Source organism: Roseateles sp. GW821-FHT02E12 (assembly GCF_059421665.1).
Genome location: NZ_JBWKVK010000002.1, coordinates 1,150,906 through 1,177,490 on the forward strand (window position 1 = coordinate 1,150,906; position 26,585 = coordinate 1,177,490).

Here is a 26,585-nt window from a genome sequence, read left to right on the forward strand (position 1 = left end):
CTGCCATCGCCTCGGCTCGCGCCGGGGCGCTTGTGTTTTTGAAGGTGTTTCGGTGGCGGCAATCAACAGCGGGTGGATCAAGCGGAGTGTGGGCGCGCTGGCGTTCATGCTGATCGCCGGCTGCAACAACAGCCCACACCCCCTCGGTGCCGAGCGCGAAAACACGCTCTACATGGCCTTCGCCGAGCGCTCGCCGCGTTACCTGGACCCGACGTCGTCCTACACGGCGCCCGAGAGCACCTACACCTACGAGATCACCGAGCCGCCCTACGGCTACCACCCGCTCAAGCGCCCCTACACGCTGATCCCGCGCGCGGCTTCGGCGCTGGCCAAGCCCTACTACCTGGACGCCCAAGGGCAGCGCCTGCCCGAAGACGCGCCGGACGAGCAGATCGCGCAGGCGGTCTATGACATCGAGATCCGCCCGGGCCTGAAGTGGGCGCCGCACCCCGCGTTTGCCAAGGATGCGCAGGGCAACTACCGCTACCACCACCTCAGGCCCGGCGAACTGGGCGACAAACGCAGCCCGCTGGCGTTCGAGCACCAGGGCACGCGCGAAGTGGTGGCCGAGGACTTCGTCTACGCGCTCAAGCGCCACGGCAGCCCGCGCGTGGAGGCGCCGGTGGCGGCGGTGTTCTCCGAGCATGTGCTGGGGCTGCGCGACTACATGACCCTGCTCAAGCAGGAAAGCCAGAAGCAGCTTGCCGGCCTGCCCGAGAACGTGGCCGACAAGCCTTTCCTCGACCTGCGCCGCTGGCCGCTGGCCGGCGCCGAGGCGGTGAACGATCACCTGCTGCGCATCCGCCTAAAGGGCCGCTATCCGCAGTGGCGGTACTGGCTGGCCACGGCCTTCACGTCGGCCATCCCCTGGGAGGTGGACGCCTTCTACGCCCAGGCCGGCATGGCGGCCAACTCGCTGACGTGGAACCAGTGGCCCGTCGGCAGCGGGCCTTTCATGATGACCGAGTACGTGCAGGACCGCCGGCACGTGATGAGCCGCAACCCCAACTACCGGCCCGACACCTTCCCCTGCGACGGCAGCCCCGGCGACGCCGAGGCGGGCCTGCTGGCCGACTGCGGCAAGCGCGTGCCCTTCGTCGACAAGATCGTCGCCATCAACGTGAAGGAGCAGGTGCCCATCAAGGAGATGTTCAAGCAGGGCTACCTGGACTTGCCCGAGATGGACCGGGACGATTGGGGCGTGAACCTGGCCGTGGATCGCGACGACTCCAGCGAGGTGCGCGCGTTCTTCGAGCAGCGCGGCTTCAGGCTGCCGGTGACCACCGATATCAGCAACTGGTACCTGGGCTTCAACTGGCTGGACCCGGTGGTGGGCAAGGGAGACACGCCCGAACAGCAGCGGCGCAACCGCGCGCTGCGCCAGGCCATCTCCATCGCCATCGATTGGGAGGAAGGCTATGGGCGAATCTTCCGCGCCAAGGGTGGCGACGCGGCCCACGGCCCCATCCCGCCGCGCGTGTTCGGCTCCAGGGAGGGCCAGCCGGGCGAATACAACCCGGTTACGCACACCCTCGTCAATGGCAAGCCGGTGCGCAGGCCTCTGGCGGATGCCCTCAAGCTGATGGCCGAGGCCGGCTACCCCGATGGCCGGGATGCCAAAACGGGCAAGCCGCTGGTGCTGAACTACGACTTCCAGCGCGTCATCACGCCCGAGCTCAAGGCCGAGAACGACTGGATGGTGCGCCAGTTCGCCAAGCTCGGCATTCAGCTCGACATCCGCGCGACCGACTTCAACCAGTTCCAGGAAAAGATCCTGAAAGGCAAGCACCAGATCTTCTGGTGGGGCTGGTTCGCCGACTACCCCGACGCCGAGAACTTCCTCTTCCTGCTCTACGGCCCCAACAGCAAGAGCCTGCACGAGGGTGAGAACACAGCCAACTACGCCAACCCGGAGTTCGACCGCCTCTACCGCAAGCTGCAGTCGCTGGAGGACGGGCCGCAGAAGGCGCAGGTCATGGCGCAGCTGAACGACGTCGTGCGCCATGACGCGCCCTGGGCCTGGGGCTTCTGGAGCTACTCGGGCCTGGCCTTCCAGCACTGGGTGCACAACGGCAAGCCGGGCGTCGTCGTGCGTGACCGTGCGCGCTATCTGCGCGTGGACGTGGCCGAGCGCACACGCAGCATCGCCGCGTGGAACCACCCGGTGTGGTGGCCGCTGCTGGTGCTGGCTGCGGGTGCCCTGGCCATCTTCATCGCCACGCGGCGTGCCTGGCGTGCGCGCGAGACGGCCACAGCCCTGGCGAGGGCGAGCTGATGCTGGGCTTCGTCATGCGCCGCCTGGGCTACGGCTTGGCCATCCTCGTCGGCGTCAATCTCTTCACTTTCTTCCTGTTCTTCTCGGTCAACACGCCGGACGACATGGCGCGGCTGAACATCGGCGGCAAGCGCGTGACGCAGGAGCAGATCGAGAAGTGGAAGACCGAGCGCGGCTATGACAAGCCGCTGTACTTCGATGCCAGCAAGGCCGGGGCAGAGCGCGTCACGCACACCATCCTGTGGGAGCGTTCGGTCAGCTTGTTCGCGCTGGACTTCGGCAAGAGCGATGCGCGCCAGGCCATCAACATCGGCCACGAGATCAAGGTGCGCATGGGCATCAGCCTGCAGCTGGCGCTGCCGCTCTTCATCCTGCAGGTCATCGTCAGCGTCGCCTTCGCGCTGCTGCTGGTGTTCTTCCGGCACAGCAAGATCGACTTCTGGGGCGTCGTGCTCTGCGTGCTGATGCTGTCCATCAGCAGCCTGTTCTACATCATCGTCGGCCAGTTCCTGTTCGCTCGCGTGCTCAAGCTGGTGCCGATGAACGGCTTCGCGCCGGGGCTGGACGCGGTCAAGTTCCTGGCCCTGCCGATCATGCTGTCGTTGCTGTCACGGCTGGGCGGCGAGGCGCGGCTGTATCGCGCGATGTTCCTGGAGGAAATGGGCAAGGACTATGTGCGCACGGCGCGCGCCAAGGGCCTCAGCGAGGGCAGGGTGCTGAGCCGCCACGTGCTGCGCAACGCGCTGATCCCCATCATCACGAGCGCCGGCAGCTACCTGCCCTACGTCTTCCTCGGCAGCCTCGTCTTCGAGAGTTTCTTCGGCATCCCGGGCCTGGGCGCTTTCGTCATCGAGGCCATCACGGGCCAGGACTTCGCCATCGTGAGAACGATGGTCTTCCTTGGTGCACTGCTCTACATCGCGAGCAATGCGCTGATCGACGTGGCGTACACCTGGGTCGACCCGCGGGTAAGACTCTCATGAAGTTCGTCCTGCTCTGGACCGACCTCGCGCTGTGGCTGATGACGGCCGCCGTCTTCGCCTACGCGCTGCGTGTGAGGCACCAGGCCAATCTGCGTGCCACCTGGCGCCGCGTGCTGCGCGACCCGGTCGCGGCCTGTGCCGGCGTCGTCATGGCGCTCTTCCTGCTGGTGACGCTGGTGGACAGCATCCATCTGCGGCGCGCGCTGCCGGCGACGGATGGCAGCACGGTCTACGACACGCGCACCTTGTCGCTGCTGGACCTGCTGCTGGAGCGCCAGCTCGGCATGCGCGAGGTCAGCTACTCGGTACCGCTGGGCACGCATGGCTTCAACAAGGAAAGCATCGTCGACGCCAAGGGCGACGTGCGCCGCGACTACCCGCGGCTGCAGTTCGGCGGCGCTCATCTGACGGACCCGGCCACGCAATGGGCCGGTGATGTTGCGGCTCGAATCGGCGCAGGCCTGATCGGAGGGCTTGCCCTCGCCATCGGGATGGTCGCGCTGACCGCGGCAGGCCTGGCCCGCAGCCACGAAGGCTGGCGCCACGCGCTGGGCGATCTCGCGGCCGATCGCACCTTCTATCCGCTGCGCGCCATCCTTGTCACGCTCGCCGTCGTGCTGCTTCTGGCCGGCCCCGTCATCGCGCTGATGCCGCAGTACCACGTCTTCGGCACGGACCGAACCGGCAACGACGTGCTCGTGCAGGCACTGAAGAGCGTGCGCACGGCCTTCGTCATCGGTGCGCTGTCGACGCTGGCGACGCTGCCCATCGCGCTGCTGCTGGGCGTGCTGGCTGGCTACTACAAAGGCTGGGTGGATGAGGTCATCCAGTACGTCTACACGACGCTGAGCTCGGTGCCCAACGTGCTGCTGATCGCGGCCTGCGTGCTGATGGTGCAGGTCTTCTTCGACAAGAACCCGGAGCTCTTCGAGACCGCCGTCGAGCGCTCGGACGTGAAGATGCTGATGCTCTGCCTCATCCTCGGCCTGACGGGCTGGGCGGGCCTGTGCCGGCTGGTGCGCGCCGAGACGCTGAAACTGCGCGAGCTGGACTACGTGCAGGCCGCCACGGCCTTCGGTGTTGGCGACCTGCGCATCATGGCCCGCCACATCCTGCCCAACGTGATGCACCTGGTGCTTATCACGGTCGTGCTGAGCTTCTCCGAACTCATCCTCTACGAGGCGGTGCTGACCTATATCGGCGTTGGCGTCGACCCGCTGATGAGCAGCTTCGGCAGCATGATCAACCTGGCCCGCTCCGAGATGTCGCGCGACCCGGTCGTCTGGTGGAGCTTCGCGGCGGCCTTCGGTTTCATGGTGAGCCTGGTGCTGGCCGCCAACCTGTTCGCCGACGGCGTGCGCGATGCCTTCGACCCCAAGGCCCGCTCGGCCCGGCCGCGCGTTTTCCTGCGCAGGAAGGTGGCCGCCGATGCTTGAGATCGACGGCCTCAAGGTCCAGCTGGATGCCGATGCCGGCCTCGTGCGCGCCATTGATGGCATGCGACTGAGCCTGGCGCGCGGCGAGACCTTCGCACTGGTGGGCGAGAGCGGCTGCGGCAAGAGCATGACGGCGCTGGCGCTGATGCGCCTGCTGCCGGAGAACGGCTGCATCACCGGTGGTGCGGTGCGCCTGGATGGCCAGGACCTGCTGGCCCTGCCCGAGGGTCGCATGCGGGACGTGCGCGGCGGCCGGATCTCGATGATCTTCCAGGAGCCGTCGACAAGCCTGAACCCGGTCATGCGTGTCGGTGCGCAGATCGTCGAGGCCATCGAGACGCACACGCCGCTGCGGGGCTCGGCGGCGCGCGCCAAGGCCATCGATTGGCTGGCGCGTGTCGGCATCCCCGAGCCCGAGCGACGTATCGACGACTACCCGTTCCGGCTTTCCGGCGGCCAGAAACAGCGCGTGATGATCGCCATCGCGTTGGCCGCCGAGCCCGACTACCTGATCGCCGACGAGCCGACGACGGCGCTGGACGTGACCATCCAGGCGCAGATCCTCGACCTGATCCGCGACCTGCAGCGTGAACGCCAGCTCGGCGTGCTGCTGATCACGCATGACCTAGCGGTCGTCAGCGGCATGGCGCATCGCGTGGCGCTGATGTATGCCGGCCAGATCATCGAGGTGGCGCCGGCGGCAGAGTTCTTCGCCCACCCCAAACACCCGTATGCCCGCCTGCTGCTGCAGGCTTTGCCCGACGCGGCGCGGCGCGGGCAGCCGCTCGCGGCCATTGCCGGCACCGTGCCGCCGCTGTGGCTGGACTTTGCCGGCTGCCGCTTCTGGCCGCGTTGCGACAAGGCCATGGGCCACTGCGCCGGCACGCCGCCACAGCTGAAGGAAGAGGGCCCACAGCACCAGGTGCGCTGCCTGCTTTACAGCCAGCCGGGCAATGCCCTGCCACGCCCGCCCTCGGTAGCCAAGGTGCTGCCGCCGATGCGGCAGGGGCAGGACGAGCCCCTGCTCGACGTGCGCGATCTGCGCGTGCGCTTCACGCTGAGGGCGCCGCTCTTGCACCGCGGCCCGCGCCACTTCGACGCCGTCGACGGGATCAGCTTCAAGCTGCACGCCGGCCGCACGCTGGCCCTGGTGGGCGAGTCGGGGTGCGGCAAGACGACCTCGGGCAAGGCCATCGTGCAGTTGCTGCGCCGTCAGGCCCAGATCGGCGGCCAAGCCCTGTTCGAAGGCCAGGACCTCTTCAAGCTGAACGGCCGTGCGCTGCTGCAGGCGCGCCGCCATATCCAGATCATCTTCCAGGACCCGTTCGCGTCGCTGAACCCGCGCATGCGTGTCGCCGAGGTGCTGGAAGAAGGCCTGATCGCGCTGCGCCCCGAGTTGGATGCCGGCCAGCGCCTTGCGCGCCTGCATGCCCTCGTCGACCAGGTCGGCCTGCGCCGCGATGCCCTGCAGCGCTGGCCGCATGAGTTCTCCGGCGGCCAGCGCCAGCGCATCGCCATCGCCCGCGCGCTGGCGGTCGAGCCCAGGCTCATCTTCTGCGACGAGCCCACCTCGGCGCTGGATGTGTCCGTGCAGGCCCAGATCCTGAACCTGCTGCGCGAACTGCAGCGTGAGCAGGGGCTGGCCTATCTCTTCATCACGCACAACATCGGCGTCGTGGAATACATCGCCGACGAAATCGCCGTCATGCAGGCGGGCCGGATCGTCGAGCAGGGCATTTGTGACGAAGTTCTCGGACAGCCCCGTGAAGGCTTCACGAAAACTCTGCTCGCGGCGGTGCCGCGATTGCTTGTTCCTGCGCCGTAATCTCGTCGCGCGCCGACAACGGCTAGGGGTTTGACTCTAGGGGGTGATGCCCTGGAAAACCCAATTGGATCAATGGCTTAGGTGGGCATGTCATTTGCCTAAGGGCTTTCCTTGGGCTGTCGCAATGTTGCGCCCGCACAAACTCACGGCCACCCCAAATCTGAGCTGATCGCTCAGGCCAAGGATTGGCCTCATCGGGCCAGCACCGCCGGGTATCACGGCGGGTCCCACCCTTCTTTCAGGAGTCTCAATGTTCAAAAAAACCATCATCACGAGCGCCGTTCTTGCGCTGGCCGCGACAAGCGCGCTGGCTCAAGACGCGCAAAAGCTCGAACGCATCGAGATCACCGGCTCCAGCATCAAGCGCATCGATGCTGAAACCGCAGTGCCGCTGACCGTCATCACACGCGAATCCATCGACAAGTCCGGCGCCTCCAACGTCCAGGAACTGGTTGACCGCCTCAGCTCGAACAACGGTGGTGGCCGCTCGCTGGGCGAGTCCATCGGCGACTCCGCCGCTACCGGCCAGACCGGCGCCTCGCTGCGCGGCTTGGGCCGTGAGCGCACCCTGGTGCTGCTGAACGGCCGCCGCCTGGCCATCTACCCCTTCGCGGGCGCCGGCGTTGACCTGAACGCCATCCCCCTGGCTGCCATCGAGCGCATCGAAGTCCTGCGCGACGGCGCTTCGTCGACCTACGGCTCCGACGCCATCGGCGGCGTCATCAACTTCATCACCCGCAAGGATTTCCGCGGTGGTGAAGTGACGGCCGGCTACGAGCAGCCCCAGCACACCGGTGGCACGATCGCCTCGGCACAGGGCGGCATCGGCTTTGGCGATCTGGCCAAGGACAAGTTCAACATCCTGGGCACCTTCAGCTTCCAGGAATACGACGTGGTCCGCGCAGCGGACCGCCCGTTCGCCAAGACCGGCAACCGTCCGGACATCGGCGTCGTCAAGTCGTCGGGCAACACCTTCCCGGCCAACGCCTACAACGCCACGACGGGTGCCTACATCCCCGGCGTCGCCGGCTTCCCGAACTGCAAGCCGCCTGATAGCTTCCCTGGTGGCGCCAACTGCCGTTACGACTACACCAGCAAGATCGACATCATCCCGGCGTCCACCCGCATTGGCGGTCTGGTGCGCGGCACGGCCGAGCTGAGCGCAGACCACCTGCTGTTCGCCGAGCTGTCCTACTCCAAGAACGAGATCACGCTGGGCTCGTCGCAAACGCCGTCGAGCACGACGGGCCGCGACGACTACCTCTACCCGGCCGGTGGCAAGTACTACCCCACTGCTGCCGTGGACGCGTCCAGCAGCAAGGGCTATCGCGGCGACATCGTCATCGCCTGGCGCATGGTTGACGGTGGTCAACGCCTGACCAGCGTCAGCAACAGCATGACCCGCGCCCTCGTCGGCGCCGAAGGTGTCCTGGCTGGCTGGGACTACAAGCTTGGTCTGATGAAGGCCACCTCCAAGGCCAGCGAAGACTTCCTGACCGGCAACTTCTCGGACACGCAACTGGTGCGCGTGCTCAAGACCGGCAACGTGAACCCCTTCGGCCCGAACGACGCTGTCGGCCTGGCACTGCTGAAGGAGGCCGAGCTGCATGGCAACAACCGTGCCTCCAAGACCACGCTGAATGCCTTCGACCTGTCGGCTTCGCGCGAACTGTTCGCGATGGCTGGCGGTAACGCCGCCGTGGCTGCCGGTCTGGACATCCGCAAGGAAGAGTACCTGGACGGCTACTCCGACATCGCTGGTTCCGGCGACATCGTTGGCGGCTCGGGCAACGCCGGCAAGGTGCGCGGCGAACGCAAGACGACGGGTCTGTACGCCGAGCTGAACCTGCCGGTGATCAAGAACCTGGAACTGAACGCCGCCGTTCGTGCCGACCGCTACAGCGGTGCCAAGGGTGAGTCGCGTGACGGTGCCTTCAGCTCGCCCAATCTGTCGTCCACCAGCCCGAAGTTCAGCCTGCGCTGGACGCCGATGAAGGAACTGCTGGTGCGTGCCTCGGTGGGCAAGGGCTTCCGTGCTCCCGCACTGGACAACCTCTACGCGCCTTCCGCTGGCACCAACACGGGCGGCAACTTCACCGACCCGTACTACAACACGCTCAAGGGCTGCGCCACCTTCCCGGATCCCAACTACTGCGACACGCAGCTGACGGTGATCAACAACAGCAACCGCAACCTCAAGCCTGAGAAGTCCAAGACGGCCACCGTTGGCCTGGTCTTTGAACCGATCAAGGATCTGTCGATGGAAGTGGGTTACTTCGACATCAAGATCACCGACGGCATCAAGGCGCTCAGCGGCGACGACATCCTGAAGGACTGGTTCGCCCATCAAACCGGCGCCACGACCAGCAGCTCGGTCTACGCCAACCGCCTGGTGAAGAACGCCCTGGGCTACCTCGACCACGTCGAGGCCTCGCTCGAGAACGTGGGCCAGGCCAAGGTGTCGGGCTTCGACATGTCGGCCAAGTACCGCATCCGTACCGACCTCGGCAGCTTCACGCCGAGTTGGGAAGGCACGCTCGTCACCAAGAGCAGCGAAACCAACGTCGTCACCGGTGATGTCGAGGACACGCTGGGCAAGTACCTGCGCGGCGGCCCGGTGGTTCGCTTCAAGCAGAACTACAGCGTCGATTGGGACGGCAATGCCTGGGCTGCCGGCGTCCGCTACTTCCGTCAGAGCGGCTATCGTGACTACGACGAAGTGCGTCACGTGCCCCACTACGATCTGTGGAGCCTGCAAGGCCAGTACAAGGGCGTGAAGAACCTGACCCTCACGGCCGGCATCCTGAATCTGCTCGACAAGAAGCCGCCGACGACGACCCAGGAAGACTACTTCCAGGTCGGCTTCGACCCGACCTACGCCGACGTCAAGGGCCGCAGCTTCTACCTGCGCGCCAACTACAAGTTCTGATCCTCACCGGTCGAACACAATCCGGCAGGCCCTCGGGCCTGCCTTTTTGTTTCCGCTCAGCCTTCCCATGGACTACATCAATCCGGCCCTCGACCTGAGCCAGCTCAAGGCGCAGTTCGGCCGCGATCGCCGCCTGCTGATCCGCGATTTCTTCACGCCGGCGGTGGCCGATGCGCTGGCGCGCGCGGTCGAGGCCATCGACTGGAGCCTGTGCTACCGCGACACCCAGGGCGACCGACGCCTGACCGGCGAGCAGCTGCGCAGCCTTGACGCGAGCCAGCGTGCCCACCTGGTTGATGGCGTCGTGGACGTCGCACGTCACCAATTCCAGTTTTCGTTCTATACCGAATCCCTGGCCGATGCGCTGCAGCGCGGGGACACCGGGCTGCTGGCACGATTCATCCGCTACATGGCCGACGATGCCTTCCTTTCCGTGATGCGCGACATCACCGGCATCCCCGAGGTCAATCGCGTCTACGCCCAGGCCACCATGTACGCCCCGGGCAGCTTCCTGCTCGCCCATGACGACCATGTCGAAGTCGAGGAGCGGCGACTGGCCTACGTCATCAACCTGACCCGCCAATGGCGGCCCGATTGGGGTGGCCTGCTGAACTTCAGCGAGCGTGACGGTAGCGTGACCGACAGCTTCTTCCCGCATTTCAATTCGTTATCCTTGTTCGCGGTGCCCCAGACCCATTTCGTGTCCTATGTGCCGCCCTTTGCGCAAGGTCAGCGCAATGCCATCACCGGGTGGCTGATCGCCGCCTGACCGAAGTCTTCGTTGCGGCTCGTTTCAGAGTCGAGGCGCATGTAATCAGCCTGTTCTATCTGCCCGGGTTAGCCCCAAGAAGGGGCCCTAAATGGCGGGGCTAAGATGTGGCGTGGCCAGATTTGGCCGGAGGTGCGGTCTTACTGTGCCTAGTTCGTGGCGATGAAACGCGTGCCCGACGGCTCAGGCCACCGGGCGTTTTTTTTGCTCGAACAGGTGTAACGAGGCCTTGCATCCCGGCCGAATTGCGTGTTTTCGACGAGGCGGAATAGTTCTCTCCGCGATCTAGAATTCATGCCCTTCGGAAACGAGTTGGCGGCAGGAACGCAACTTCCGCCGTGGCAGTGGCCGCTTTCCTCAGAAAAAAGTCATTGACTGTGATTTGTAGTTGCAAGAAGGAGCGCGCATGAATTTTGCGCAGGAGAAGCAGGGCGCATCCCGGTTCACGGGCTTCGGTGTCGTGGTCCTGATCCACGTCGTGGCCATCTATGCCTTGGCCAGTGGCCTGGCGAAAGACTTGGTCAAGAAGGTTACCGGCCCGATCGACGTCAAGGTGATCGAGGAGAAGGTCAAGCCGCCGCCGCCGCCCGAGAAGGTGGTTCCGCCGCCGCCGGACCTCAAGGCCCCGCCGCCGCCCTTCGTGCCGCCGCCCGAATTCCAGGTGACCGCGCCCGCACCGCCGGCGCCGGCCATCCAGTCCACTCAGGTCGCACCGCCGGCTGTGGAGTCGGTCCGTCCGCAGCCTGCTCCGGCGCCTGCCGCTCCGCCGGCTGCTCCGAGGCCCACCAAGATCACTGCTGGCATGGTTTGCACCAAGATGGGCAAGCCCGAAATGCCGTCGGTCAACTGGAGCGGCGAAGCCCTCTACAAGGCCGTCGCCACCGTGAAGGCTGGCCGTGTTACCGCTGTCGAGATCACCTCGCTGCGCGGTGGCGTGGACCGCAAGGCGCAGCGCGCCCTGGTTCAGGCCATCGAGGCGACCCTTCGTGACACCTATGAGTGCCCGGGTGATCACGTGTTCGAGCAGGAGTTCCAGTTCAAGATCGAGTAAGAGAACCGCTTCGAACCCGGCGCCAGACCGGCGCATCCAGCACCGCATCAAACCAGAATCTTTCCCTAGGAGTTGACTCCATGATTTCTCGCATCACCGGCTTCCTTGCCGCTATCGCCATCGCCGCGACCCTGGCCGTTTCGCCTGCCCACGCGCAAGATCAGAAGCCGGCCGACGCCGCCTCGGCTGCGGTCGACGCTGGCGCCGCACCTGCTGCTGCCGCTCCCGCCAAGCAAGAGAACCCCTACAGCCTGACCAACATCCTGGCCCACGGCAACGTCGTTGACCAGGCCGTGCTGGTTCTCCTGGGCATCATGTCCATGGGCTCGTGGTACATCCTGGTCGTGCGCCTGTGGGACACCGCCAAGCTGGGCTCCGAAGCCAAGGAAGTCCGCGCCACCTTCTTCAAGAAGGCCAGCCTGGCTGACGGCGTCAAGAGCCTGAAGGAAGAAAGCGCCTTCCGCTACATCGCCACTGCCGCCATCGACGCCTCGGAGCACCATGAAGGCGCCCTGACCGAGAACATCGACCACAGCAGCTGGGTCACGATGAACGTCGACCGCGCCGTCGCCGACGTCAACACCAAGATCTCCGCCGGCCTGGGCTTCCTGGCTACCGTCGGTTCCACGGCTCCCTTCATCGGCCTGTTCGGCACGGTGTGGGGCATCCTGAACGCGCTGACCGCCATCGGTCTGGCTGGCCAGGCTTCCATCGACAAGGTTGCCGGCCCCGTGGGCGCCGCGCTGATCATGACCGCCATCGGCCTGTTCGTCGCCGTGCCGGCCGTGCTGGGCTACAACTGGCTGGTCAACCGCAACAAGAGCGTCATGAGCCAAGTCCGTTCCTTCGCCGGCGACCTGCACGGCGTGCTGATGGGTAACCGTTCGGTCGCCAAGCGCTAATCCCTGAGCAGCCGCTCATCCAGGAGCCAATGCCATGGGCATGAACGTCGGATCCTCTTCCAGCGAAGAAGAAGTGGTCTCGACCATCAACACCACGCCCCTCGTGGACGTGATGTTGGTGCTCTTGATCATCTTCCTCATCACTGTGCCGGTGGTGACGCAATCGATCGCGGTGAATCTCCCCAAGGAGACCAACCAGGTCCGCGTCACCAAGCCGGAAAACATCGAAATCTCGGTCAGCAAGGACGGCGACGTCTATTGGGGCACGAAGCTGGTTCCTGACATGGAGGAGCTGGTGAAGCGCCTCGGCAAGGAATCGGTCAAGAACCCGCAGCCCGAGGTGCATATCCGCGGCGACGACAAGTCCCGCTATGAGTCGGTCGGTCGCGTGATCTTCGCCAGCCAGCGCGCTGGCATCATGAAGATCAACTTCGTCACCGAGCCGCCGGCTCGCAACTGACCCTAGGAGTTAGACATGGGAATGAATGTCGGAAGCTCGTCGGGCAGCGGTGAACCCGAAGTCATGATGGACGTCAACACGACGCCGCTGATTGACGTGATGCTGGTGCTGCTGGTGATGCTCATCATCACCATCCCGATCCAGCTGCACACGGTCAACCTGGACATGCCGCCGCCGAGCACGCAGCCGCCTCAACAGGATCCGGTTGTGCATACGGTTCTGATCGACTTTGACGGGACCGTCTATTGGGACGAGGCGGCCCTGCCGAATCAGGCAGCCGTCGACGTCAAGCTGAAGGAAGTCGGTGAACTGCCGCTCGACCAGCAGCCTGAAATCCACATCAAGCCGAACAAGCTGGTGGACTACGGTGCTGTTGCCGCGGTGATGGCTTCCGCGCAGCGCAACAATGTCAAGAAGATGGGCATGGTCGGTAACGAGCAATACGCCAAGTGACGTGTGTTCGGGACCGCTGACCGCGATACTTTGATACGCGCTGCCCGAGAGGGCGGCGCGTTTTTGCTTTGCAGGAGAGCAAGTTGAAGACTTTGAAAACCATGGTGGCTGTCGCCGTTGGCGCCCTGGCCCTGTCCCTGAACGGCGCGCCCGGCGCTGAGTTCGGTTTCAGCCAGGCGTCCGCTCAAGACAGCGTCCGCAAGGAAGTCGGTACGCCGTTGACCGAGGCCAGCAAATTCGTCAAGGCCGGCAAGTACAAGGAAGCGCTTGCCAAGCTGCGCGACGCTGAAGCCGTGGGTGGCCGCACCGCGGGTGAGACGAATGCGATCGAGGGTGTGCGCTTCTCTGCCGCGATGGGCGCCAACGAGCCCGACGCGATGGCACGCTCCTTCGACGTCCTGAAGGGCGCTGGCAAGCTGTCGCAAGCCCAGCAGCTGCAGTACATGGAAGCCATCGCTGGCACCTATCTGCGCAACAAGGACAATGCCAAGGCGTTGAACTGGGCGCAGCGCTACTTCAAGGAAGGCGGCAACAGCCCGACGATGAAGCAGGTGCAGCAGAACGCGCAGTTCCTGTCGGGCGACATGTCCGGGACGATCAAGGACACCCTGGAAGAAATCTCGGCCGACGAACGTGCTGGCCGCGCACCTTCCAAGGACAAGCTCAACCTGCTGCTGTTCGCGGCCCAGAAAAAGGGCGACGCGAATGCCGAGGGCATCGCGACTGAAAAGCTGCTGAACTTCTATCCGGATCCCAAGCTTTGGGCCCAGATCCTCGGCGGTCTGCCGCAGAAGAAGAGCTTCGACAGCAGCCGCTACGCGCTGGATCTCTACCGCCTGCGCCTGGCCACCGGCAACATGTCGCGTGGTGCCGAGGACTACATGGAAATGGCCCAGCTGGCCGCCCAGGCTGGCTATCCGGAAGAGGGCAAGCAAGTCGTCGACAAGGGTCTGGCTGCTGGCGTGCTGGGCCAAGGTACCGAAGGTGCCCGCCACAAGCGCCTGGCTGACCTCATGGTCAAGAAGATCGGTGAGGCCAAGGCCGCAGCGGCAGCCAACGAGAAGGCAGCCGAGGTTGCCAAGGATGGCAATGCTTTTGTGACCCTGGGCCTGGCCAATGCCTTCGGTGGCAATGCCAAGAAGGGTATCGACCAGATCGAGCAGGGCATCGCCAAGGGCAATCTGAAGCGTCCTGAGGATGCCAAGCTTTACCTTGGCTTGGCGCACCAACTGGCGGGTGAGCCTTCCAAGGCCCAGTCCGCCTGGAAGACGGTCAAGGGCCCGGAAGGTGCGGCTGACCTGGCCCGCCTGTGGATCATCCAGTCGCGCTCGACGAAACGCTGATCGAGGCGTTACCAAAACAGAACGGGCCTGGTGCGAACCAGGCCCGTTTTTTCATGGCGCTCGGCGCTTTATTTCGGCGCGAGCCGAATCGCGCCGTCCAGGCGTATGACCTCGCCGTTCAGCATGTCGTTCGTGACGATCTGATGCACAAGCTTGGCGTAGTCCTCGGGCTTGCCCAGGCGGCTCGGGAAGGGCACGCTGGCGGCCAAAGCGTCCTGCACCTCCTGAGGCATGCCAAACAGCATCGGCGTGCCGAAGATACCGGGCGCGATCGTCATGTTGCGGATGCCGTTGCGGGCCAGGTCGCGCGCGATCGGCAGCGTCATGCCGACGACGCCGCCCTTGGAGGCCGAGTACGCCGCCTGGCCGATCTGGCCATCATAGGCTGCGACTGAGGCGGTCGAAATCAGCACGCCGCGCTCGCCGGTCGGCTCGGGCTCATTCTTGGCCATGGCTTCAGCGGCCAAGCGAATCATGTTGAAGGTACCGATCAGGTTGACCGTGACGGTCTTGCTGAAGGCCGCGAGCGGGTGCGCGCCGTCCTTGCCTACTGTCTTGATGGCCGGCGCGATGCCGGCGCAGTTGACGAGGCCGACCAGCTTGCCCAGCGCGGTTGCGGCAGCCACCGCGGCCTGGCCATCGGTTTCCTGGCTGACGTCGCACTTGACGAAGGCGCCGCCAAGCTCTGCCGCGACGGCCTGGCCGCGTTCGACTTGCAGATCGGCAATGACGACCTTGGCGCCGTGGCTGGCCAGCATGCGCGCCGTGCCTTCGCCGAGGCCAGAGGCGCCGCCGGTGACGATGAACACCTTGCCTGCGATTTCCATGGTGAGGATCTCCTGGTTTGATTGACGTGTACGTCAATTGTGGCCGACAAACCTGACCCCTCAGTCATACGCTGCGCGCCTGACCGATCCCCCGTGGGGATGCTTTTTGTCTTGGGGCGGCCCAGCGACAAAAAAGCCGCGGACCCGAAGGCGCGCGGCTTGGTGAGGCGACTACGGTCAGGCCAGCGCGGCCAGTGCCTTCTTCATGATGTCGTCGACGGAGCCGACGCCTTCAATGCGACGGTACTTGGGCGCACTGGCATCGCCGGTGGCAGCCCATTGCGAGTAGTAGTCGACAAGAGGGCGCGTCTGCGCGGAGTAGACGTCCAGGCGCTTCTTGACTGTCTCCTCCTTGTCGTCCTCGCGCTGGATCAGTTCCTCGCCCGTCTCGTCGTCCTTGCCGGCGACCTTGGGTGGGTTGAACTTGACGTGATACGTACGGCCTGAGGCCACATGCACGCGGCGGCCGCTCATGCGTTCGATGATGGCGTCGAATGGCACGTCGATCTCGAGCACGTAGTCCAACTTGACGCCGGCCGCCTTCATTGCATCGGCCTGGGGAATGGTGCGCGGGAAGCCGTCGAAGAGGAAGCCCTTGGCGCAGTCTTCTTGAGCAATGCGTTCCTTGACGAGGCCGATGATGATGTCGTCGCTGACCAGCGCGCCTGAATCCATCACAGCCTTGGCGGCGAGGCCCATTTGCGTGCCGGCCTTGATGGCCGCGCGCAGCATGTCGCCGGTGGAGATCTGCGGGATGCCGAATTGCTTGCAGATGAAGGCAGCTTGGGTGCCTTTGCCGGCGCCTGGCGCGCCCAGAAGGATCAGTCGCATGGGTCTCCTTGTCTCGTCAGGACTGTGAAAAAGTCCTGCATAGGTCAGCGGTCAGTATCGCATGCGGCCTTTCGGGGGCCTGACGTGACAGACCCGCGTCAACCCTTGATGAGGCCTCGTACGCGCTCCAGATCCTCGGGCGTGTCGACCCCCGGACCAGGCCGCTCGGGGCTCACATGCACGGCGATGCGCTCGCCATGCCAGAGCACGCGCAACTGCTCCAGTGACTCAATTTGCTCCAGCGGGCTGACGTCCAACTGGGGGAAGCGGCGCAGGAAGCCGGCGCGATAGGCGTACAGGCCGACATGACGCAGCGCCTGGTTGGGCTGGCCGGCACCGTCGCGCCACCAGGCGATGGGTGCGCGCGAGAAATACAGCGCCCGGCCGGCCTTGTCGGTGACGAGCTTGACGACATTGGGGTTCGTGAACTCGGAAGGGTCGGTCAGCGCATGGGCGACGGTGGCCATCACGCAGTCGGCCTGGGCGGCCAGCGTCGCGGCGCAGGCGTCGATCATGGCGGGAGCGATCAGTGGCTCATCGCCCTGCACGTTGACGACGACGGCATCGTCGGCGAGCCCGAGCTGCTCGACGGCCTCGGCGAGACGGTCGCTGCCGGACGGATGGTCGGCGCGCGTCATCAACACTGTCACGCCGTGGGCAGCGCAGGCGGCGGCAACCTCCGGCGCATCGGTCGCGACGACGATCTGGCTCGCGCTCGACTCGGCAGCGCGGCGCGCCACGCGCACGATCATCGGCAGGCCGGCGATGTCAGCCAGCGGCTTGTTCGGCAGTCGCGTCGACGCGAGGCGTGCCGGGATGATGACCGTGAAGCTCACGGTGCCAACGGGACGGGTGCGCTCACGGCGTCCGGATCCCAGGGCTTGGCCTCGCTCTCCAGCATCAGCGGGATGCCGTCGCGGATGGGGAAGGCCAGGCGGTCGAAGCGACAGGCCAGCGCGGGCAGCTCACCCTCGCGCAGCAGCGTCAGCGGCCCCTTGCAAAGCGGGCAGACCAGCATTTCGATGAGGCGTTGATCCATCAGGCGAGAGGGAAGAGTTTTTGCAGTTGGGCGTCCAGTGCGGCCTCGAAGCCGGCACCGGGCGAGAAGTCTAGCGCCACGACCCAGGCGGGCAGGGTGCCGACGCGCTCCGGCGGCAGCTTCACGGCGTCCTTCTCGGTCAGCACGATGCCGGCTGTGTCGGGGGGCCAAGGCAGCGCTGCAAAGTCGGCGTGGTCGGGCAAGGCCAGCGTGTCCGCGCGAAGCCCCAGGCCGGCCAGCATGTCGAAAAAGCGCTGCGGTCTTGCGACGCCAGCGACGGCCAGCAGGCCCGGCCGCTCGCGCAGCGCCAGCAGCGTATCCATCTGCGCCGGCCGGCCGGCCCACCAATCGGCCAGCGTCACCGCGCCCGCCAGCCGGCGCTCGGCGACGAAGCCGGGCAGGGCGGTGCTGGGCTGCGGCGCGTTGTAGACGACGAGCTGGTCGTCCGCCAGCGGCGCGGGCGGCTGGCGCAGCGGCCCGGCGGGCAGCAGCCGGCCATTGCCCAAGCCGCGTTCGTCGAACACCAGCAGGCTCAAGTCGCGCGGCAGCCGCCAGTGCTGCAGACCGTCGTCGCTGACCAGCAGCTGCAGGCCCGGCTCAGCTGCCAGCAACGCGCGCGCTGCGGCGACGCGATCCCGGCCGACGGCGACCGGCACCCCGCTGCGCAGATGGATGAGCAGCGGCTCGTCGCCAACCTCGCGCGCCGTCGACACCCTTGTGACGAGGCGCACGCCGTCACCCTCGCGCCCGTAGCCGCGGGACACCACGCCGGCCCGCAGGCCGCGCGCGCTCAGCAGCTCCAGCAGGGCCAGCGTCGTCGGCGTCTTGCCGGCGCCGCCGACGATCCAGTTGCCGACGACGATGACCGGCACGGGCAGCGTCTCGCGGCGCTTCAGGCCCGAGCGATAGGTGAGTTCGCGAAGCGCCAGCAGCGCGCGGTAAAGCCAGCTCAGCGGCAGCAGCGCTGCCGACAGCGGCCCGCCGGTCAGCCATTCGCGCTGAAGACGCTCAGCGAGCGTCGGTCTGCGCGGCGAAGGTGACACGCGTCAGGCCGACGCGGCGCGCGGCGTCCATCACGTTGATGACGGCCTGGTGAGGCGTGGCGGCATCGGCCGAAATGATCAGCGACGCCTCTGCATTGCCGCCCGAAGCCTGACGCAGCGCGCCGATCAGGATGTCCACCGAGCGGCCCTCGACCGGTTGGCGGTTGACGACGAAGCGGCCGTCGGCGGCGATGCCGACGATGACCTCTTGCGGCCTGTCCTTCAACTTCTCCGCGTCGGCGGAGGGCAGGGTGATCTGCAGCTCGGTGAACTTGGAGTAGGTCGTCGACAGCATCAGGAAGATCAGGATCACCAGCAGCACGTCGATGAAGGGGATCAGGTTGATCTCCGGCGGCTCGGTGCGTGGGGAGCGGAAGCGCATGACGCGATGCCCTCGATCAGGCCGTGTAGCGGCGCAGTTGGCCCAGCAGCCGGTCGGCCGCGGCTTCGAGCTCCAGCACGTACTCCTCGATGCGGCCCTTGAAGTAGCGGTGGAACATCAGCGAGGGGATGGCGATCATCAGGCCGAAGGCGGTGTTGTACAGCGCGATGGAGATGCCGTGTGCCAGCTGGGCGGGGTTGCCGCCGCCGGGCGTCTGGCTGCCGAAAATCTCGATCATGCCCACCACCGTGCCGAACAGGCCCAGCAGCGGCGCGGCCGTGGCGATGGTGCCCAGCGTGTTCATGTAGCGCTCAAGCTGGTGCACGGCGCGACGGCCGGCGAACTCGAACACCAGGCGCAGCTTGCCCTCTGGCATCTGCGGTTCGGCCGTTACGGCGCGCAGGCCCGAGGCCAGCACCTCGCCCAGCACCGAGTTCTCGGCCAGGCGGTCGACCATGTCGGGCGCCGGCAGCTGCTGGGCGCTGACGTTGAGCACGTCCTCCAGCAGGCGCGGCGGCATGATGCGGCTGGAGCGCAGGCTGGACAGGCGCTCGATGATCAGGGCCAGGGCCACCACTGAACACAGGAGCAAGGGCCAAATCGGCCAACCGGCGGCTTGTATGATCGAAAACAAGGGCGTCCCCGTCGAAAAATGCGTCGCGAAAGCGGCCGCGGATGGCAGCAAGAGTGCGCGGGATTATGGCCCCAGCCTCAGGCGTTGCCGGCCGCTCCCGAACCCCACGAAAGCGTTCCCATAATCCACCGTTGCTGTGGATAACTTTGTGGGCAAGCCCACTTCGCGGGCCGGCAGAGGCCGTCAAATCAAGGCCTTGGACAACTTGCCTCAAGTTTGAGCAGTGGAATTCGAATTGAAAAACAAGGCCTTATGTGCTCATGACGGTACCGTGACAGGCGCCGTGCACGGAAATAGCCCGCCAGCCCAATATTGGCGCGGCTGTGGACTTCCAGGCCCGCGCCGGCATTGGGTTTGCGCGTGATTGAAGGCCGCGAACCCGCTTCAAATCGTCGTGTCTGGGGTGTGGCCGGCTTGTTGGAGGCTATGTCCCAGAGCCTGGCCGAGCGCTTCGCCGTCGTCGCCGTGGGTGGCGAGATCTCGGGCTTCACGCGGGCAGCCAGCGGGCACTGCTATTTCGGGTTGAAGGATGCTGACGGCCAGGCCGCCAGCCTGCGCTGCGCGATGTTCCGCCGTGCGGCGGCCATGCTGGACTTTTCGCCGGGCGAGGGCGTGCTGGTAGAAGTGCGGGGCCGCGTCGCCGTCTACGAGCCGCGCGGTGAGCTGCAGTTCGTCGTCGAAGCCATGCGCCGCGCCGGCGCCGGCACGCTCTACGAGCAGTTCCTGAAGTTGCGCGCGCGGCTGGCCGCCGAAGGCCTGTTCGACGCCGACACCAAGCGCGTGCTGCCCAGCCATCCGCGGCGCATCGGCGTCATCACATCGACAGCCGGCGCGGCCCTGCACGACGTGCTGACGGCACTGGCGCGGCGCGCCCCGCAGGTCGAGGTCGTCGTCTACCCCAGCCCGGTGCAAGGCGTCGAGGCACCGCCTGCCCTCGTCCGGGCGCTGCAGGCGGCCAACGCGCGGGCCGAGGTGGACGTGCTGCTGCTTGTGCGCGGCGGCGGCTCGCTGGAGGACCTGTGGGCCTTCAACGACGAGCGCGTCGTGCGCGCGGTGGCGTCATCAGCACTGCCCGTGGTCTGCGGCGTTGGCCACGAGACCGATGTGACGCTGTGCGACCTCGCCGCCGACCTGCGCGCGCCCACGCCCACGGCCGCTGCCGAGCTGGCGGCACCAGCGCGCGAGGCTCTGCTGGCCCAGCTCGCCGGACTGGAGCGCTCGCTGACCCTGCGCGTCGACCACCGCCTGCAGTCCCTCGCGCAGCGTCTGGACCGCCTCGGCCTGCGCCTGGCGCGGCCGAGCGACGCCCTGGCCCGCCAGAGGCGCCTGCTTGAACTGCTGGCCCAGCGTGCTGCCGCGGCACCCAGGCGGCGTGTCGAACTGCAAGGCCAGCGCCTGAACCACCTTGAGCAACGACATGCGCGCGCTCACCGCGACATCCTCGTGCGCCAGCACACCCGGCTCGACGCCTTGCAGGCCCGCCTGCAAGCCCTGGACCCCCAGCACGTGCTGGCGCGCGGCTATGCCTGGCTGGACGATGGCGCCGGCGGCGCGATCACATCGGCCAAGGCGCTGACGCCTGGCCGCGAGGTCAGGGCCGTGCTGGCCGACGGCAGCGCGCAGCTGCAGGTTCTGCCGTCATCGCAGGGGTGATTTCGTCTCCCTACAATCTTTCGGTTTCCCTTCCCCCCAACACCTGAGGACTCCACGATGGAACACACGCTGCCCCCGCTGCCTTACCCGATCGACTCGCTGGCCCCGCACTACAGCAAGGAAACGCTGGAGTTCCACCACGGCAAGCACCACAACGCTTACGTCGTGAACCTCAACAACCTGCAGAAGGGCACCGAGTACGAGGCGCTGACGCTGGAAGAGATCATCAAGAAGGCACCGAATCCGGGCCCGATCTACAACAACGCCGCGCAGATCTGGAACCACACCTTCTTCTGGAGCTGCCTGAAGCCGGAAGGCGGCGGCGAGCCCAGCGGCGCGCTGGCTGACGCCATCAACGCCAAGTGGGGCAGCTATGCCGCCTTCAAGGAAGCCTTCGTGAAGAGCGCCGTTGGCAACTTCGGTTCGGGCTGGACCTGGCTGGTGAAGAAGGCCGATGGCTCGGTCGACATCGTCAACACCGGTGCCGCCGGCACGCCGCTGACCGGTGCCGACAAGGCGCTGCTGACCGTCGACGTGTGGGAGCACGCCTACTACATCGACTACCGCAACCAGCGCCCCAAGTTCGTCGAGGCCTTCCTGTCGAACCTGGTCAACTGGTCGTTCGCCGAAGCCAACTTCGCCTGAGCGGAACCCGCTTCGAAGAAGCCGGCCTCGCGCCGGCTTTTTTCATTGCGAGACTTGAATGACGTGCCGCACCAGCGGATAGACCTGGTGCTGCCAGCGCCGTCCGCTGAACACGCCGTAGTGGCCCACGTTGGGCTGGATGTAGTGCGTGCGCAGATATGCCCTCAGGCTGCTGGCCAGGTCCTGCGCGGCCAGGGTCTGGCCGACCGAGCAGATGTCGTCGCGCTCGCCTTCCACGGTCAGCAGCGCGGTGCGGCGGATGGCGGCCGGGTTCACGCGGCGGCCCTTGAAGAACATCTCGCCGCGCGGCAGGTCGTAGGTCTGGAACACGCGCTCGACGGTCTCCAGATAGAAGTCCGCCGCGAGGTCGGCCACGGCCAGGTATTCCTCGTAGAACATGCGCGTCACCTCGGCCTTGTCGAACTCGTCGGCCACGAGGTGCTTGTAGTAGTCCTTGAAGGCGTTCGTGTGCCGGTCCTTGTTCATGCTCATGAAGGCCGACAGCTGCACGAAGCCCGGGTAGACGCGCCGGCCCGCGCCGGCGTGCTGCCAGGGCACATGGCTGATCAGGTTCTTCTTGAACCAGGAGATGGGCTTGCTGGTCGCCAGCTCGTTCACGGCCGTGGGGCTGACGCGGCAGTCGATGGGCCCGGCCATCAGCGTGAGGCTGGCCGGCGTGGCGGGGTGATCGTCCTCGGACATCAGTGCCACGGCCGCCAGTGCGCTGACGCAGGGCTGGCAGACGGCCACCACATGCGCCTGCGGGCCGATGGCGGCCAGGAAGTCGATCAGGTGCCCGGTGTACTCGTCCAGCCCGAAGCGGCCGGCGGCCAGCGGCACGTCGCGCACGTTGTGCCAGTCGGTGATGTAGACATCGTGGTCCTGCAGCAGCGTGCGTACCGTGTCGCGCAGCAAGGTGGCGAAGTGGCCGGACATCGGCGCCACCACCATCACCTTGGGTTGCGTCGGCGCGCCCTCCTTGCGAAAGCGCAGCAGCGTCGCGAATGGCGTGGTCAGTGTGGTTTCCTCGGTCACGGGCCAGCGCTCGTCGCCGCTGAAGATCTCGCCGATGCGCCAGGGCGGGCGGGTGTGGGTGATCTGGGCCAGCTCGAAGACCTTGCCGGCCGCCGACAACTGCCGCGCAGGCAGCCAGCCCGCATCGGCGATGCCGGACTGCTGCAGGAACGGAAGGGACAGGCGCGTGGCCGTGCGCAAGGGCCACAGCAGATCGGTGTGGGCCTGATAGGCGGGGTACATGGCTGCTCCTGCAAGGCCGGGGTGACCTGAGCGACGCAAGTAGCGCGCCAGCATGGCATGGGCCTTGCGTCGATGCAGGTGCCCAGACCTCCGAGGAGACGCCCATGCCCGTTGCCACGCCGACCCGCCCAGCCAGCAAGGTGGCGAAATCCGTGAAGGTCACCAAGGCTGTGAAAGCCGAGAAACCTGCCGCTCCTGCGCCCGCCCGCAAGCCCAAGGCGGTGGTGGCGCCTGTCGCCACGCTGACGCTGAGCAGCAAGAACTACTCGTCCTGGTCGCTGCGTGGCTGGCTGCTGACGCGCTTTGCCGGCCTGGGCTTCGAGGAGGTCATGCTGCCGCCCGATGACGAAGACGCCCGCAAGGAGCTGTTGCTGCTGGCGCCGTCCATCCGTGTGCCCTGCCTGCGCCACGAGGGTGTCACGGTGTGGAACAACCTGGCCATTGCCGAGTATCTGAACGAGCTCTTTCCCAAAGCCGGCCTGTGGCCCGCCGACCGCGTCGCGCGTGCCCATGCGCGGGCCATCTGCGGCGAGATGAACTCCGGTTTTGCCAACCTGCGCGCTTCATTGCCCATGAACCTCAAGGGCCACTTCCCGCGCCACAAGATCTGGGCCGGCGCCAGGCCCGACATTGAACGCATCACTGAGATCTGGACCGACTGCCAGGCCCGCTACGGCGGCCCTTACCTGTTCGGTGCCAAGCGAAGTGCGGCCGACGCCTTCTTCGCGCCGGTGGTCACGCGGTTCACGACCTATGACGTGCCGCTGAACCCCGCCTGCATGGCCTATTGCAAGACCGTCAGCGCCATGCCCGAGCTCAAGGAGTGGACGGCCGCTGCCAAGCTGGAGCCCGACGAGATCGAGCAGCTCGACATGGACTTCTAGGCTTCAGTCCCAGGGCGAGGGCACCGGCACCTCGCAGGGTGCCGGCATGTCCACCGTCTTGAAGTCGGCGGGCGAGACGATCTCCAGGTACTCCATGTCCGGCGAGTAGTCGAACAGGTAGTGGACGATGCCCGGGCGCTGGTGCACGCAGTCGCCAGCTTCGACGAGCGTCACCTCATCGCCGTACATGAACTTGGCCCAGCCCTTGGTCATCAGCACGATCTGGAAGTCCGCCTCATGGCGGTGCCATCCCGTGCCCTTTTCCGGGGCCATGTTTGCCTTCACAAGGTGCGCGATGACACGCCCGCCCGTGGCGGCGGCAACGCCGAGGTCGCGGTACAGGAAGAAGTCTCTCAGCCCGTCGGGGCGCCAGGGCGTGTCCCCAGGTTTGACGTGAGAGAACTGCGTGGCGGACGCGTCGTTGGCGGCGTCCACGGGTATCGACAGATCCGACATGGCCAGGGCCTCCTGAAAAGCTGCAAGCGCCTTGAGCGCACGCAATATGCGTTCCCGCAGTCGTGGAGATTGCCAGCGCCTTGATTCAGGTCATGCGCCCCGGAAGTGCTGCGGGCTAGATTGGCGGCGTGAGCGCTCCGCCCCCTGGGCTGCACGCGGCTGATGCCGACGCGCGGCTTCTTGCCCCCTTCACGGCCTGGCCCGACGGCCCGGCCGGGGCGGCGCTGTCGCAATTCCAGGTGGCCGGCATGCACTGCGCGGCCTGCTCGGGAATCATCGAAGCCGCCTTGCTGAAGTTGCCGGGCATCGAGGGTGCGAGCGTCAATGCTGCGTCGGCGCGCCTGGCGCTGCGCTGGCAGCCGGCGCGTATTGCGCTGGCCGACGTGCTGGCCGCGCTGCAGGCCGCCGGTTACCGCGCCACGCCCGACGTCGCCGCGCCGGCGCGCGAGCTGCGCCGCCAGGAGCGGCGGCAGGCGCTGTGGCGGCTGTTCGTCGCGGGCTTCCTGATGATGCAGGTCATGATGCTGGCCACGCCGGCCTACGTGGCCGAGCCGGGCGAGCTCAGCGCCGATCTGGCCCAGCTGCTGCGCTGGGGCAGCTGGGTGATGACGCTGCCCGTCATGGCGTTCGCGGCCGGCCCCTTCTTCAGCGGCGCATGGCGGCAGCTGCGCGCGGGGCGTCTGGGCATGGACGTGCCGGTGGCGCTGGGCATCGCCGTCACCTTCGTCGCCAGCAGCGGTGCGTTGTTCGACCCAGGTGGCGTGTTGGGCCACGAGGTCTATTTCGATTCGCTGACGATGTTCGTCGCGCTGCTGCTGCTGGCGCGCTGGTTCGAGCTGGGCGCGCGCCATCGCGCGGCGGATGAGCTGGAGGCCGTGGCGGGTGCGCTGCCGGCGGCGGCCGAGCGGCTGCTGGACGACGGCACGAGCGAGCGCGTGGCGCCCGAAGCGCTGCGCCCGGGCGACCGCATCCGCGTGGCGGCCGGCGAGGCTTTCGCGGCGGATGGCTGCCTGCTCTCGGGCCAGGGCTGGGTCAACGAGGCGCTGCTGACGGGCGAGTCCGCACCGGTGGCCAAGGCCGCGGGCGACGCGGTCGTGGCCGGCAGCCTCAACCTGGACGGCGTGCTCGTCGTCGCCGTGCAGCGCGTGGGCGCCGACACGACGGCGCAGGGCATCGTGCGGCTGATGCAGCAGGCGCAGAGCCAGCGGCCTTCTTCCAACGGCGTGCTGGACCGCGTGGCGGCGGGCTTCACGGCCGTCGTGCTGCTGCTGGCGCTGGCGGCGGGTGTCGCGTGGTGGTGGATCGACCCGTCGCGCGCGGTGGCCGTTGCGGTGGCCGTGCTCATCGTGACCTGCCCCTGCGCGCTGACGCTGGCTGCACCCGCCGCCTGGCTGACAGCCAGCGGCGCGCTGGCGCGGCGTGGCTTGCTGCTGGCCGACCTGTCGGCGCTGGAGCGGCTCTGCGCGGTGGACACCGTCGTGTTCGACAAGACCGGCACGCTCAGCGAGGACCGCCTGCAGCTGCGCCGCTGGTGGGCCCACGGCGAACACCGTGCCGACGCCGACGCGCTGTTGGCCGTGGCGCGCAGCCTGGCCGGCCTGTCTCGCCACCCGCATGCCCAGGCCCTGGCCGACGGCAGCGCTGGCAGCTGGAGCGACGTGCGCGAGGTGGCTGGCCGCGGCGTGGAGGCCCGCGACGCGAGCGGCAAGCGCTGGCGCCTGGGCGCACCGGCCTGGGTCAGCGACCGACCCGATCCCGATGCGCGCCTCGCTTTCGGTCGTCCAGGCTGCGGTGACTGCGTGCTGTGGCTGGACCTGGCCGAGGCGCCACGGGCCGATGCCGCCGAGGCCGTCACGGCGCTGCGCGCCCAGGGCCGTCGCGTTCGCCTGCTGTCGGGAGACCAGCCCGCGGCCGTCGCGCGCATGGCGGCTCTGCTCGACATCGCCCACTGGCGCGGCGGCGCGACGCCCGAGGCCAAGCTCGCCGCGGTGCGCGACTGGCAAGCCCGCGGCGAGCGCGTGCTGATGGTGGGCGACGGCATCAACGACGCGCCCGTGCTGGCCGCGGCCGACGTGCGCATCGCGATGGGGCAGGGCGCCATGCTGGCCCGCAGCGCGGCGGACGCACTGCTGGTGTCCAACCGGCTGATGGCGGTGCCGCAGGCCCTCGTGCTCGCGAAGAAGACCCGCCGCGTGCTGCGCCAGAACCTGGCCTGGGCGGCGCTCTACAACCTGGCCTGCGTGCCGCTGGCGCTGTCCGGCTGGCTGCCGCCACTGGCCGCCGGCATCGGCATGGCCAGCAGCTCGCTCTTCGTCGTCCTCAACGCGCAAAGGCTGAACCGCTGATGGACATCCTCTACCTCCTCATCCCGTTCTCGGTCGTGCTGGTGCTGCTGATCCTGGCGGTTTTCGGCTGGGCCGTGAACTCCGGACAACTGGACGACCTCAAACACGAGGGTGAACGCTTCCTGCTTGACGAGGATCAAGGCGTCTAGGGGCTCTCGCGCGA

Annotated in this window: 25 protein-coding genes; 16 read left to right on the forward strand and 9 right to left on the reverse strand. The window is 66.8% G+C overall.

The features are described 5' to 3' along the window. Positions 1–106: 106 nt before the first annotated feature. The 11 genes from AC07V5_RS16025 (at position 107) to AC07V5_RS16075 (ending at position 14,426) form a co-directional block, all read left to right on the forward strand. Positions 107–2,275, forward strand: a complete 2,169-nt coding sequence (locus tag AC07V5_RS16025; protein ID WP_495117075.1) for an ABC transporter substrate-binding protein — start codon at positions 107–109, stop codon at positions 2,273–2,275. After that, positions 2,275–3,258, forward strand: a complete 984-nt coding sequence (locus AC07V5_RS16030) for an ABC transporter permease (protein WP_495116669.1) — start codon at positions 2,275–2,277, stop codon at positions 3,256–3,258. Before AC07V5_RS16025 ends, AC07V5_RS16030 begins: the two co-directional genes overlap by 1 nt. Beyond that, a complete protein-coding gene (locus tag AC07V5_RS16035) occupies positions 3,255–4,694 on the forward strand; it encodes an ABC transporter permease (protein ID WP_495116670.1) in 1,440 nt (479 codons plus the stop codon). The genes AC07V5_RS16030 and AC07V5_RS16035 overlap by 4 nt, the downstream gene beginning before the upstream one ends. Continuing rightward, positions 4,687–6,519 (forward strand): ABC transporter ATP-binding protein, encoded by a 1,833-nt coding sequence (locus AC07V5_RS16040; protein WP_495116671.1) that lies wholly within the window; start codon positions 4,687–4,689, stop codon positions 6,517–6,519. Before AC07V5_RS16035 ends, AC07V5_RS16040 begins: the two co-directional genes overlap by 8 nt. 250 nt (positions 6,520–6,769) lie before the next feature. Then, a complete protein-coding gene (locus AC07V5_RS16045; RefSeq protein ID WP_495116672.1) occupies positions 6,770–9,448 on the forward strand; it encodes a TonB-dependent receptor in 2,679 nt (892 codons plus the stop codon). A 67-nt stretch (positions 9,449–9,515) separates the two neighbouring features. Beyond that, a complete protein-coding gene (locus AC07V5_RS16050; protein ID WP_495116673.1) occupies positions 9,516–10,217 on the forward strand; it encodes a 2OG-Fe(II) oxygenase in 702 nt (233 codons plus the stop codon). 406 nt (positions 10,218–10,623) lie between these two features. Then, positions 10,624–11,268, forward strand: a complete 645-nt coding sequence (locus tag AC07V5_RS16055) for a hypothetical protein (protein WP_495116674.1) — start codon at positions 10,624–10,626, stop codon at positions 11,266–11,268. 80 nt (positions 11,269–11,348) lie between these two features. After that, a complete protein-coding gene (locus tag AC07V5_RS16060; RefSeq protein ID WP_495116675.1) occupies positions 11,349–12,170 on the forward strand; it encodes a MotA/TolQ/ExbB proton channel family protein in 822 nt (273 codons plus the stop codon). 34 nt (positions 12,171–12,204) lie between these two features. Then, on the forward strand, positions 12,205–12,630 hold the full coding sequence (locus AC07V5_RS16065) for an ExbD/TolR family protein (protein ID WP_495116676.1): 426 nt from the start codon (positions 12,205–12,207) through the stop codon (positions 12,628–12,630). 15 nt (positions 12,631–12,645) lie between these two features. Further along, positions 12,646–13,083: an ExbD/TolR family protein gene (locus AC07V5_RS16070; RefSeq protein ID WP_495116677.1), complete on the forward strand. Its 438-nt coding sequence runs from the start codon at positions 12,646–12,648 to the stop codon at positions 13,081–13,083. Between the two features lie 83 nt (positions 13,084–13,166). Next, positions 13,167–14,426 (forward strand): hypothetical protein, encoded by a 1,260-nt coding sequence (locus AC07V5_RS16075; protein WP_495116678.1) that lies wholly within the window; start codon positions 13,167–13,169, stop codon positions 14,424–14,426. 68 nt (positions 14,427–14,494) lie between these two features. Here AC07V5_RS16075 and AC07V5_RS16080 read toward each other — a convergent pair whose 3' ends face one another. From AC07V5_RS16080 to AC07V5_RS16110, 7 genes are all read right to left on the reverse strand, one after another. After that, positions 14,495–15,253, reverse strand: coding sequence for a 3-hydroxyacyl-CoA dehydrogenase (locus tag AC07V5_RS16080; protein WP_495116679.1), 759 nt, complete (start codon positions 15,251–15,253; stop codon positions 14,495–14,497). A gap of 177 nt (positions 15,254–15,430) precedes the next feature. Continuing rightward, positions 15,431–16,084, reverse strand: a complete 654-nt coding sequence (gene adk, locus AC07V5_RS16085; RefSeq protein WP_495116680.1) for an adenylate kinase — start codon at positions 16,082–16,084, stop codon at positions 15,431–15,433. Positions 16,085–16,182: 98 nt separating this feature from the next. After that, complete coding sequence (gene kdsB, locus AC07V5_RS16090; protein WP_495116681.1) at positions 16,183–16,920, reverse strand: 3-deoxy-manno-octulosonate cytidylyltransferase; 738 nt, start codon at positions 16,918–16,920, stop codon at positions 16,183–16,185. Next, the gene (locus AC07V5_RS16095) at positions 16,917–17,123 is read right to left on the reverse strand and encodes a Trm112 family protein (RefSeq protein ID WP_495116682.1); all 207 of its coding nucleotides are present in this window, start codon (positions 17,121–17,123) and stop codon (positions 16,917–16,919) included. Before AC07V5_RS16095 ends, kdsB begins: the two co-directional genes overlap by 4 nt. Continuing rightward, positions 17,123–18,166, reverse strand: coding sequence for a tetraacyldisaccharide 4'-kinase (lpxK, locus tag AC07V5_RS16100; RefSeq protein WP_495116683.1), 1,044 nt, complete (start codon positions 18,164–18,166; stop codon positions 17,123–17,125). The genes AC07V5_RS16095 and lpxK overlap by 1 nt, the downstream gene beginning before the upstream one ends. Next, a complete protein-coding gene (locus tag AC07V5_RS16105) occupies positions 18,132–18,548 on the reverse strand; it encodes an ExbD/TolR family protein (RefSeq protein ID WP_495116684.1) in 417 nt (138 codons plus the stop codon). The genes lpxK and AC07V5_RS16105 overlap by 35 nt, the downstream gene beginning before the upstream one ends. Before the next feature lie 16 nt (positions 18,549–18,564). Further along, complete coding sequence (locus AC07V5_RS16110) at positions 18,565–19,182, reverse strand: MotA/TolQ/ExbB proton channel family protein (protein WP_495116685.1); 618 nt, start codon at positions 19,180–19,182, stop codon at positions 18,565–18,567. A gap of 363 nt (positions 19,183–19,545) precedes the next feature. Between AC07V5_RS16110 and xseA the strand changes: the two genes are divergently transcribed. Together xseA and AC07V5_RS16120 are read left to right on the forward strand one after the other, a co-directional pair. After that, positions 19,546–20,835 carry an exodeoxyribonuclease VII large subunit gene (gene xseA, locus AC07V5_RS16115; protein WP_495117076.1) on the forward strand — a complete coding sequence of 430 codons (1,290 nt, stop codon included), beginning with the start codon at positions 19,546–19,548 and terminating at the stop codon, positions 20,833–20,835. Between the two features lie 57 nt (positions 20,836–20,892). Further along, positions 20,893–21,480 (forward strand): superoxide dismutase, encoded by a 588-nt coding sequence (locus tag AC07V5_RS16120; RefSeq protein ID WP_495116686.1) that lies wholly within the window; start codon positions 20,893–20,895, stop codon positions 21,478–21,480. Between the two features lie 42 nt (positions 21,481–21,522). Here the strand turns inward: AC07V5_RS16120 and AC07V5_RS16125 are convergent, their stop codons facing one another. Continuing rightward, positions 21,523–22,737, reverse strand: coding sequence for a polyhydroxyalkanoate depolymerase (locus AC07V5_RS16125; RefSeq protein ID WP_495116687.1), 1,215 nt, complete (start codon positions 22,735–22,737; stop codon positions 21,523–21,525). 104 nt (positions 22,738–22,841) lie between these two features. Here AC07V5_RS16125 and AC07V5_RS16130 point away from each other — a divergent pair, with 104 nt between their 5' ends. Beyond that, entirely contained in the window at positions 22,842–23,621 is a 780-nt protein-coding gene (locus AC07V5_RS16130; RefSeq protein ID WP_495116688.1) for a glutathione S-transferase family protein, read from the forward strand. A gap of 3 nt (positions 23,622–23,624) precedes the next feature. Here AC07V5_RS16130 and AC07V5_RS16135 read toward each other — a convergent pair whose 3' ends face one another. Beyond that, entirely contained in the window at positions 23,625–24,077 is a 453-nt protein-coding gene (locus AC07V5_RS16135; RefSeq protein ID WP_495116689.1) for a cupin domain-containing protein, read from the reverse strand. Between the two features lie 128 nt (positions 24,078–24,205). Here AC07V5_RS16135 and AC07V5_RS16140 point away from each other — a divergent pair, with 128 nt between their 5' ends. Next, a complete protein-coding gene (locus AC07V5_RS16140; RefSeq protein ID WP_495116690.1) occupies positions 24,206–26,422 on the forward strand; it encodes a heavy metal translocating P-type ATPase in 2,217 nt (738 codons plus the stop codon). Continuing rightward, positions 26,422–26,571 carry a cbb3-type cytochrome oxidase assembly protein CcoS gene (ccoS, locus tag AC07V5_RS16145; RefSeq protein WP_495116691.1) on the forward strand — a complete coding sequence of 50 codons (150 nt, stop codon included), beginning with the start codon at positions 26,422–26,424 and terminating at the stop codon, positions 26,569–26,571. The genes AC07V5_RS16140 and ccoS overlap by 1 nt, the downstream gene beginning before the upstream one ends. Positions 26,572–26,585: the final 14 nt, after the last annotated feature.

Excerpts from the sequence above, each read along its gene's own strand:
- AC07V5_RS16025 (WP_495117075.1), top strand. The coding sequence starts at position 107 with ATGCTGATCGCCGGCTGCAACAACAGCCCACACCCCCTCGGTGCCGAG.
- AC07V5_RS16030 (WP_495116669.1), top strand. The coding sequence starts at position 2,275 with ATGCTGGGCTTCGTCATGCGCCGCCTGGGCTACGGCTTGGCCATCCTC.
- AC07V5_RS16035 (WP_495116670.1), top strand. The coding sequence starts at position 3,255 with ATGAAGTTCGTCCTGCTCTGGACCGACCTCGCGCTGTGGCTGATGACG.
- AC07V5_RS16040 (WP_495116671.1), top strand. The coding sequence starts at position 4,687 with ATGCTTGAGATCGACGGCCTCAAGGTCCAGCTGGATGCCGATGCCGGC.
- AC07V5_RS16045 (WP_495116672.1), top strand. The coding sequence starts at position 6,770 with ATGTTCAAAAAAACCATCATCACGAGCGCCGTTCTTGCGCTGGCCGCG.
- AC07V5_RS16050 (WP_495116673.1), top strand. The coding sequence starts at position 9,516 with ATGGACTACATCAATCCGGCCCTCGACCTGAGCCAGCTCAAGGCGCAG.
- AC07V5_RS16055 (WP_495116674.1), top strand. The coding sequence starts at position 10,624 with ATGAATTTTGCGCAGGAGAAGCAGGGCGCATCCCGGTTCACGGGCTTC.
- AC07V5_RS16060 (WP_495116675.1), top strand. The coding sequence starts at position 11,349 with ATGATTTCTCGCATCACCGGCTTCCTTGCCGCTATCGCCATCGCCGCG.
- AC07V5_RS16065 (WP_495116676.1), top strand. The coding sequence starts at position 12,205 with ATGGGCATGAACGTCGGATCCTCTTCCAGCGAAGAAGAAGTGGTCTCG.
- AC07V5_RS16070 (WP_495116677.1), top strand. The coding sequence starts at position 12,646 with ATGGGAATGAATGTCGGAAGCTCGTCGGGCAGCGGTGAACCCGAAGTC.
- AC07V5_RS16080 (WP_495116679.1), bottom strand. The coding sequence starts at position 15,253 with ATGGAAATCGCAGGCAAGGTGTTCATCGTCACCGGCGGCGCCTCTGGC.
- adk (WP_495116680.1), bottom strand. The coding sequence starts at position 16,084 with ATGCGACTGATCCTTCTGGGCGCGCCAGGCGCCGGCAAAGGCACCCAA.
- AC07V5_RS16095 (WP_495116682.1), bottom strand. The coding sequence starts at position 17,123 with ATGGATCAACGCCTCATCGAAATGCTGGTCTGCCCGCTTTGCAAGGGG.
- AC07V5_RS16105 (WP_495116684.1), bottom strand. The coding sequence starts at position 18,548 with ATGCGCTTCCGCTCCCCACGCACCGAGCCGCCGGAGATCAACCTGATC.
- AC07V5_RS16120 (WP_495116686.1), top strand. The coding sequence starts at position 20,893 with ATGGAACACACGCTGCCCCCGCTGCCTTACCCGATCGACTCGCTGGCC.
- AC07V5_RS16125 (WP_495116687.1), bottom strand. The coding sequence starts at position 22,737 with ATGTACCCCGCCTATCAGGCCCACACCGATCTGCTGTGGCCCTTGCGC.
- AC07V5_RS16130 (WP_495116688.1), top strand. The coding sequence starts at position 22,842 with ATGCCCGTTGCCACGCCGACCCGCCCAGCCAGCAAGGTGGCGAAATCC.
- AC07V5_RS16135 (WP_495116689.1), bottom strand. The coding sequence starts at position 24,077 with ATGTCGGATCTGTCGATACCCGTGGACGCCGCCAACGACGCGTCCGCC.
- ccoS (WP_495116691.1), top strand. The coding sequence starts at position 26,422 with ATGGACATCCTCTACCTCCTCATCCCGTTCTCGGTCGTGCTGGTGCTG.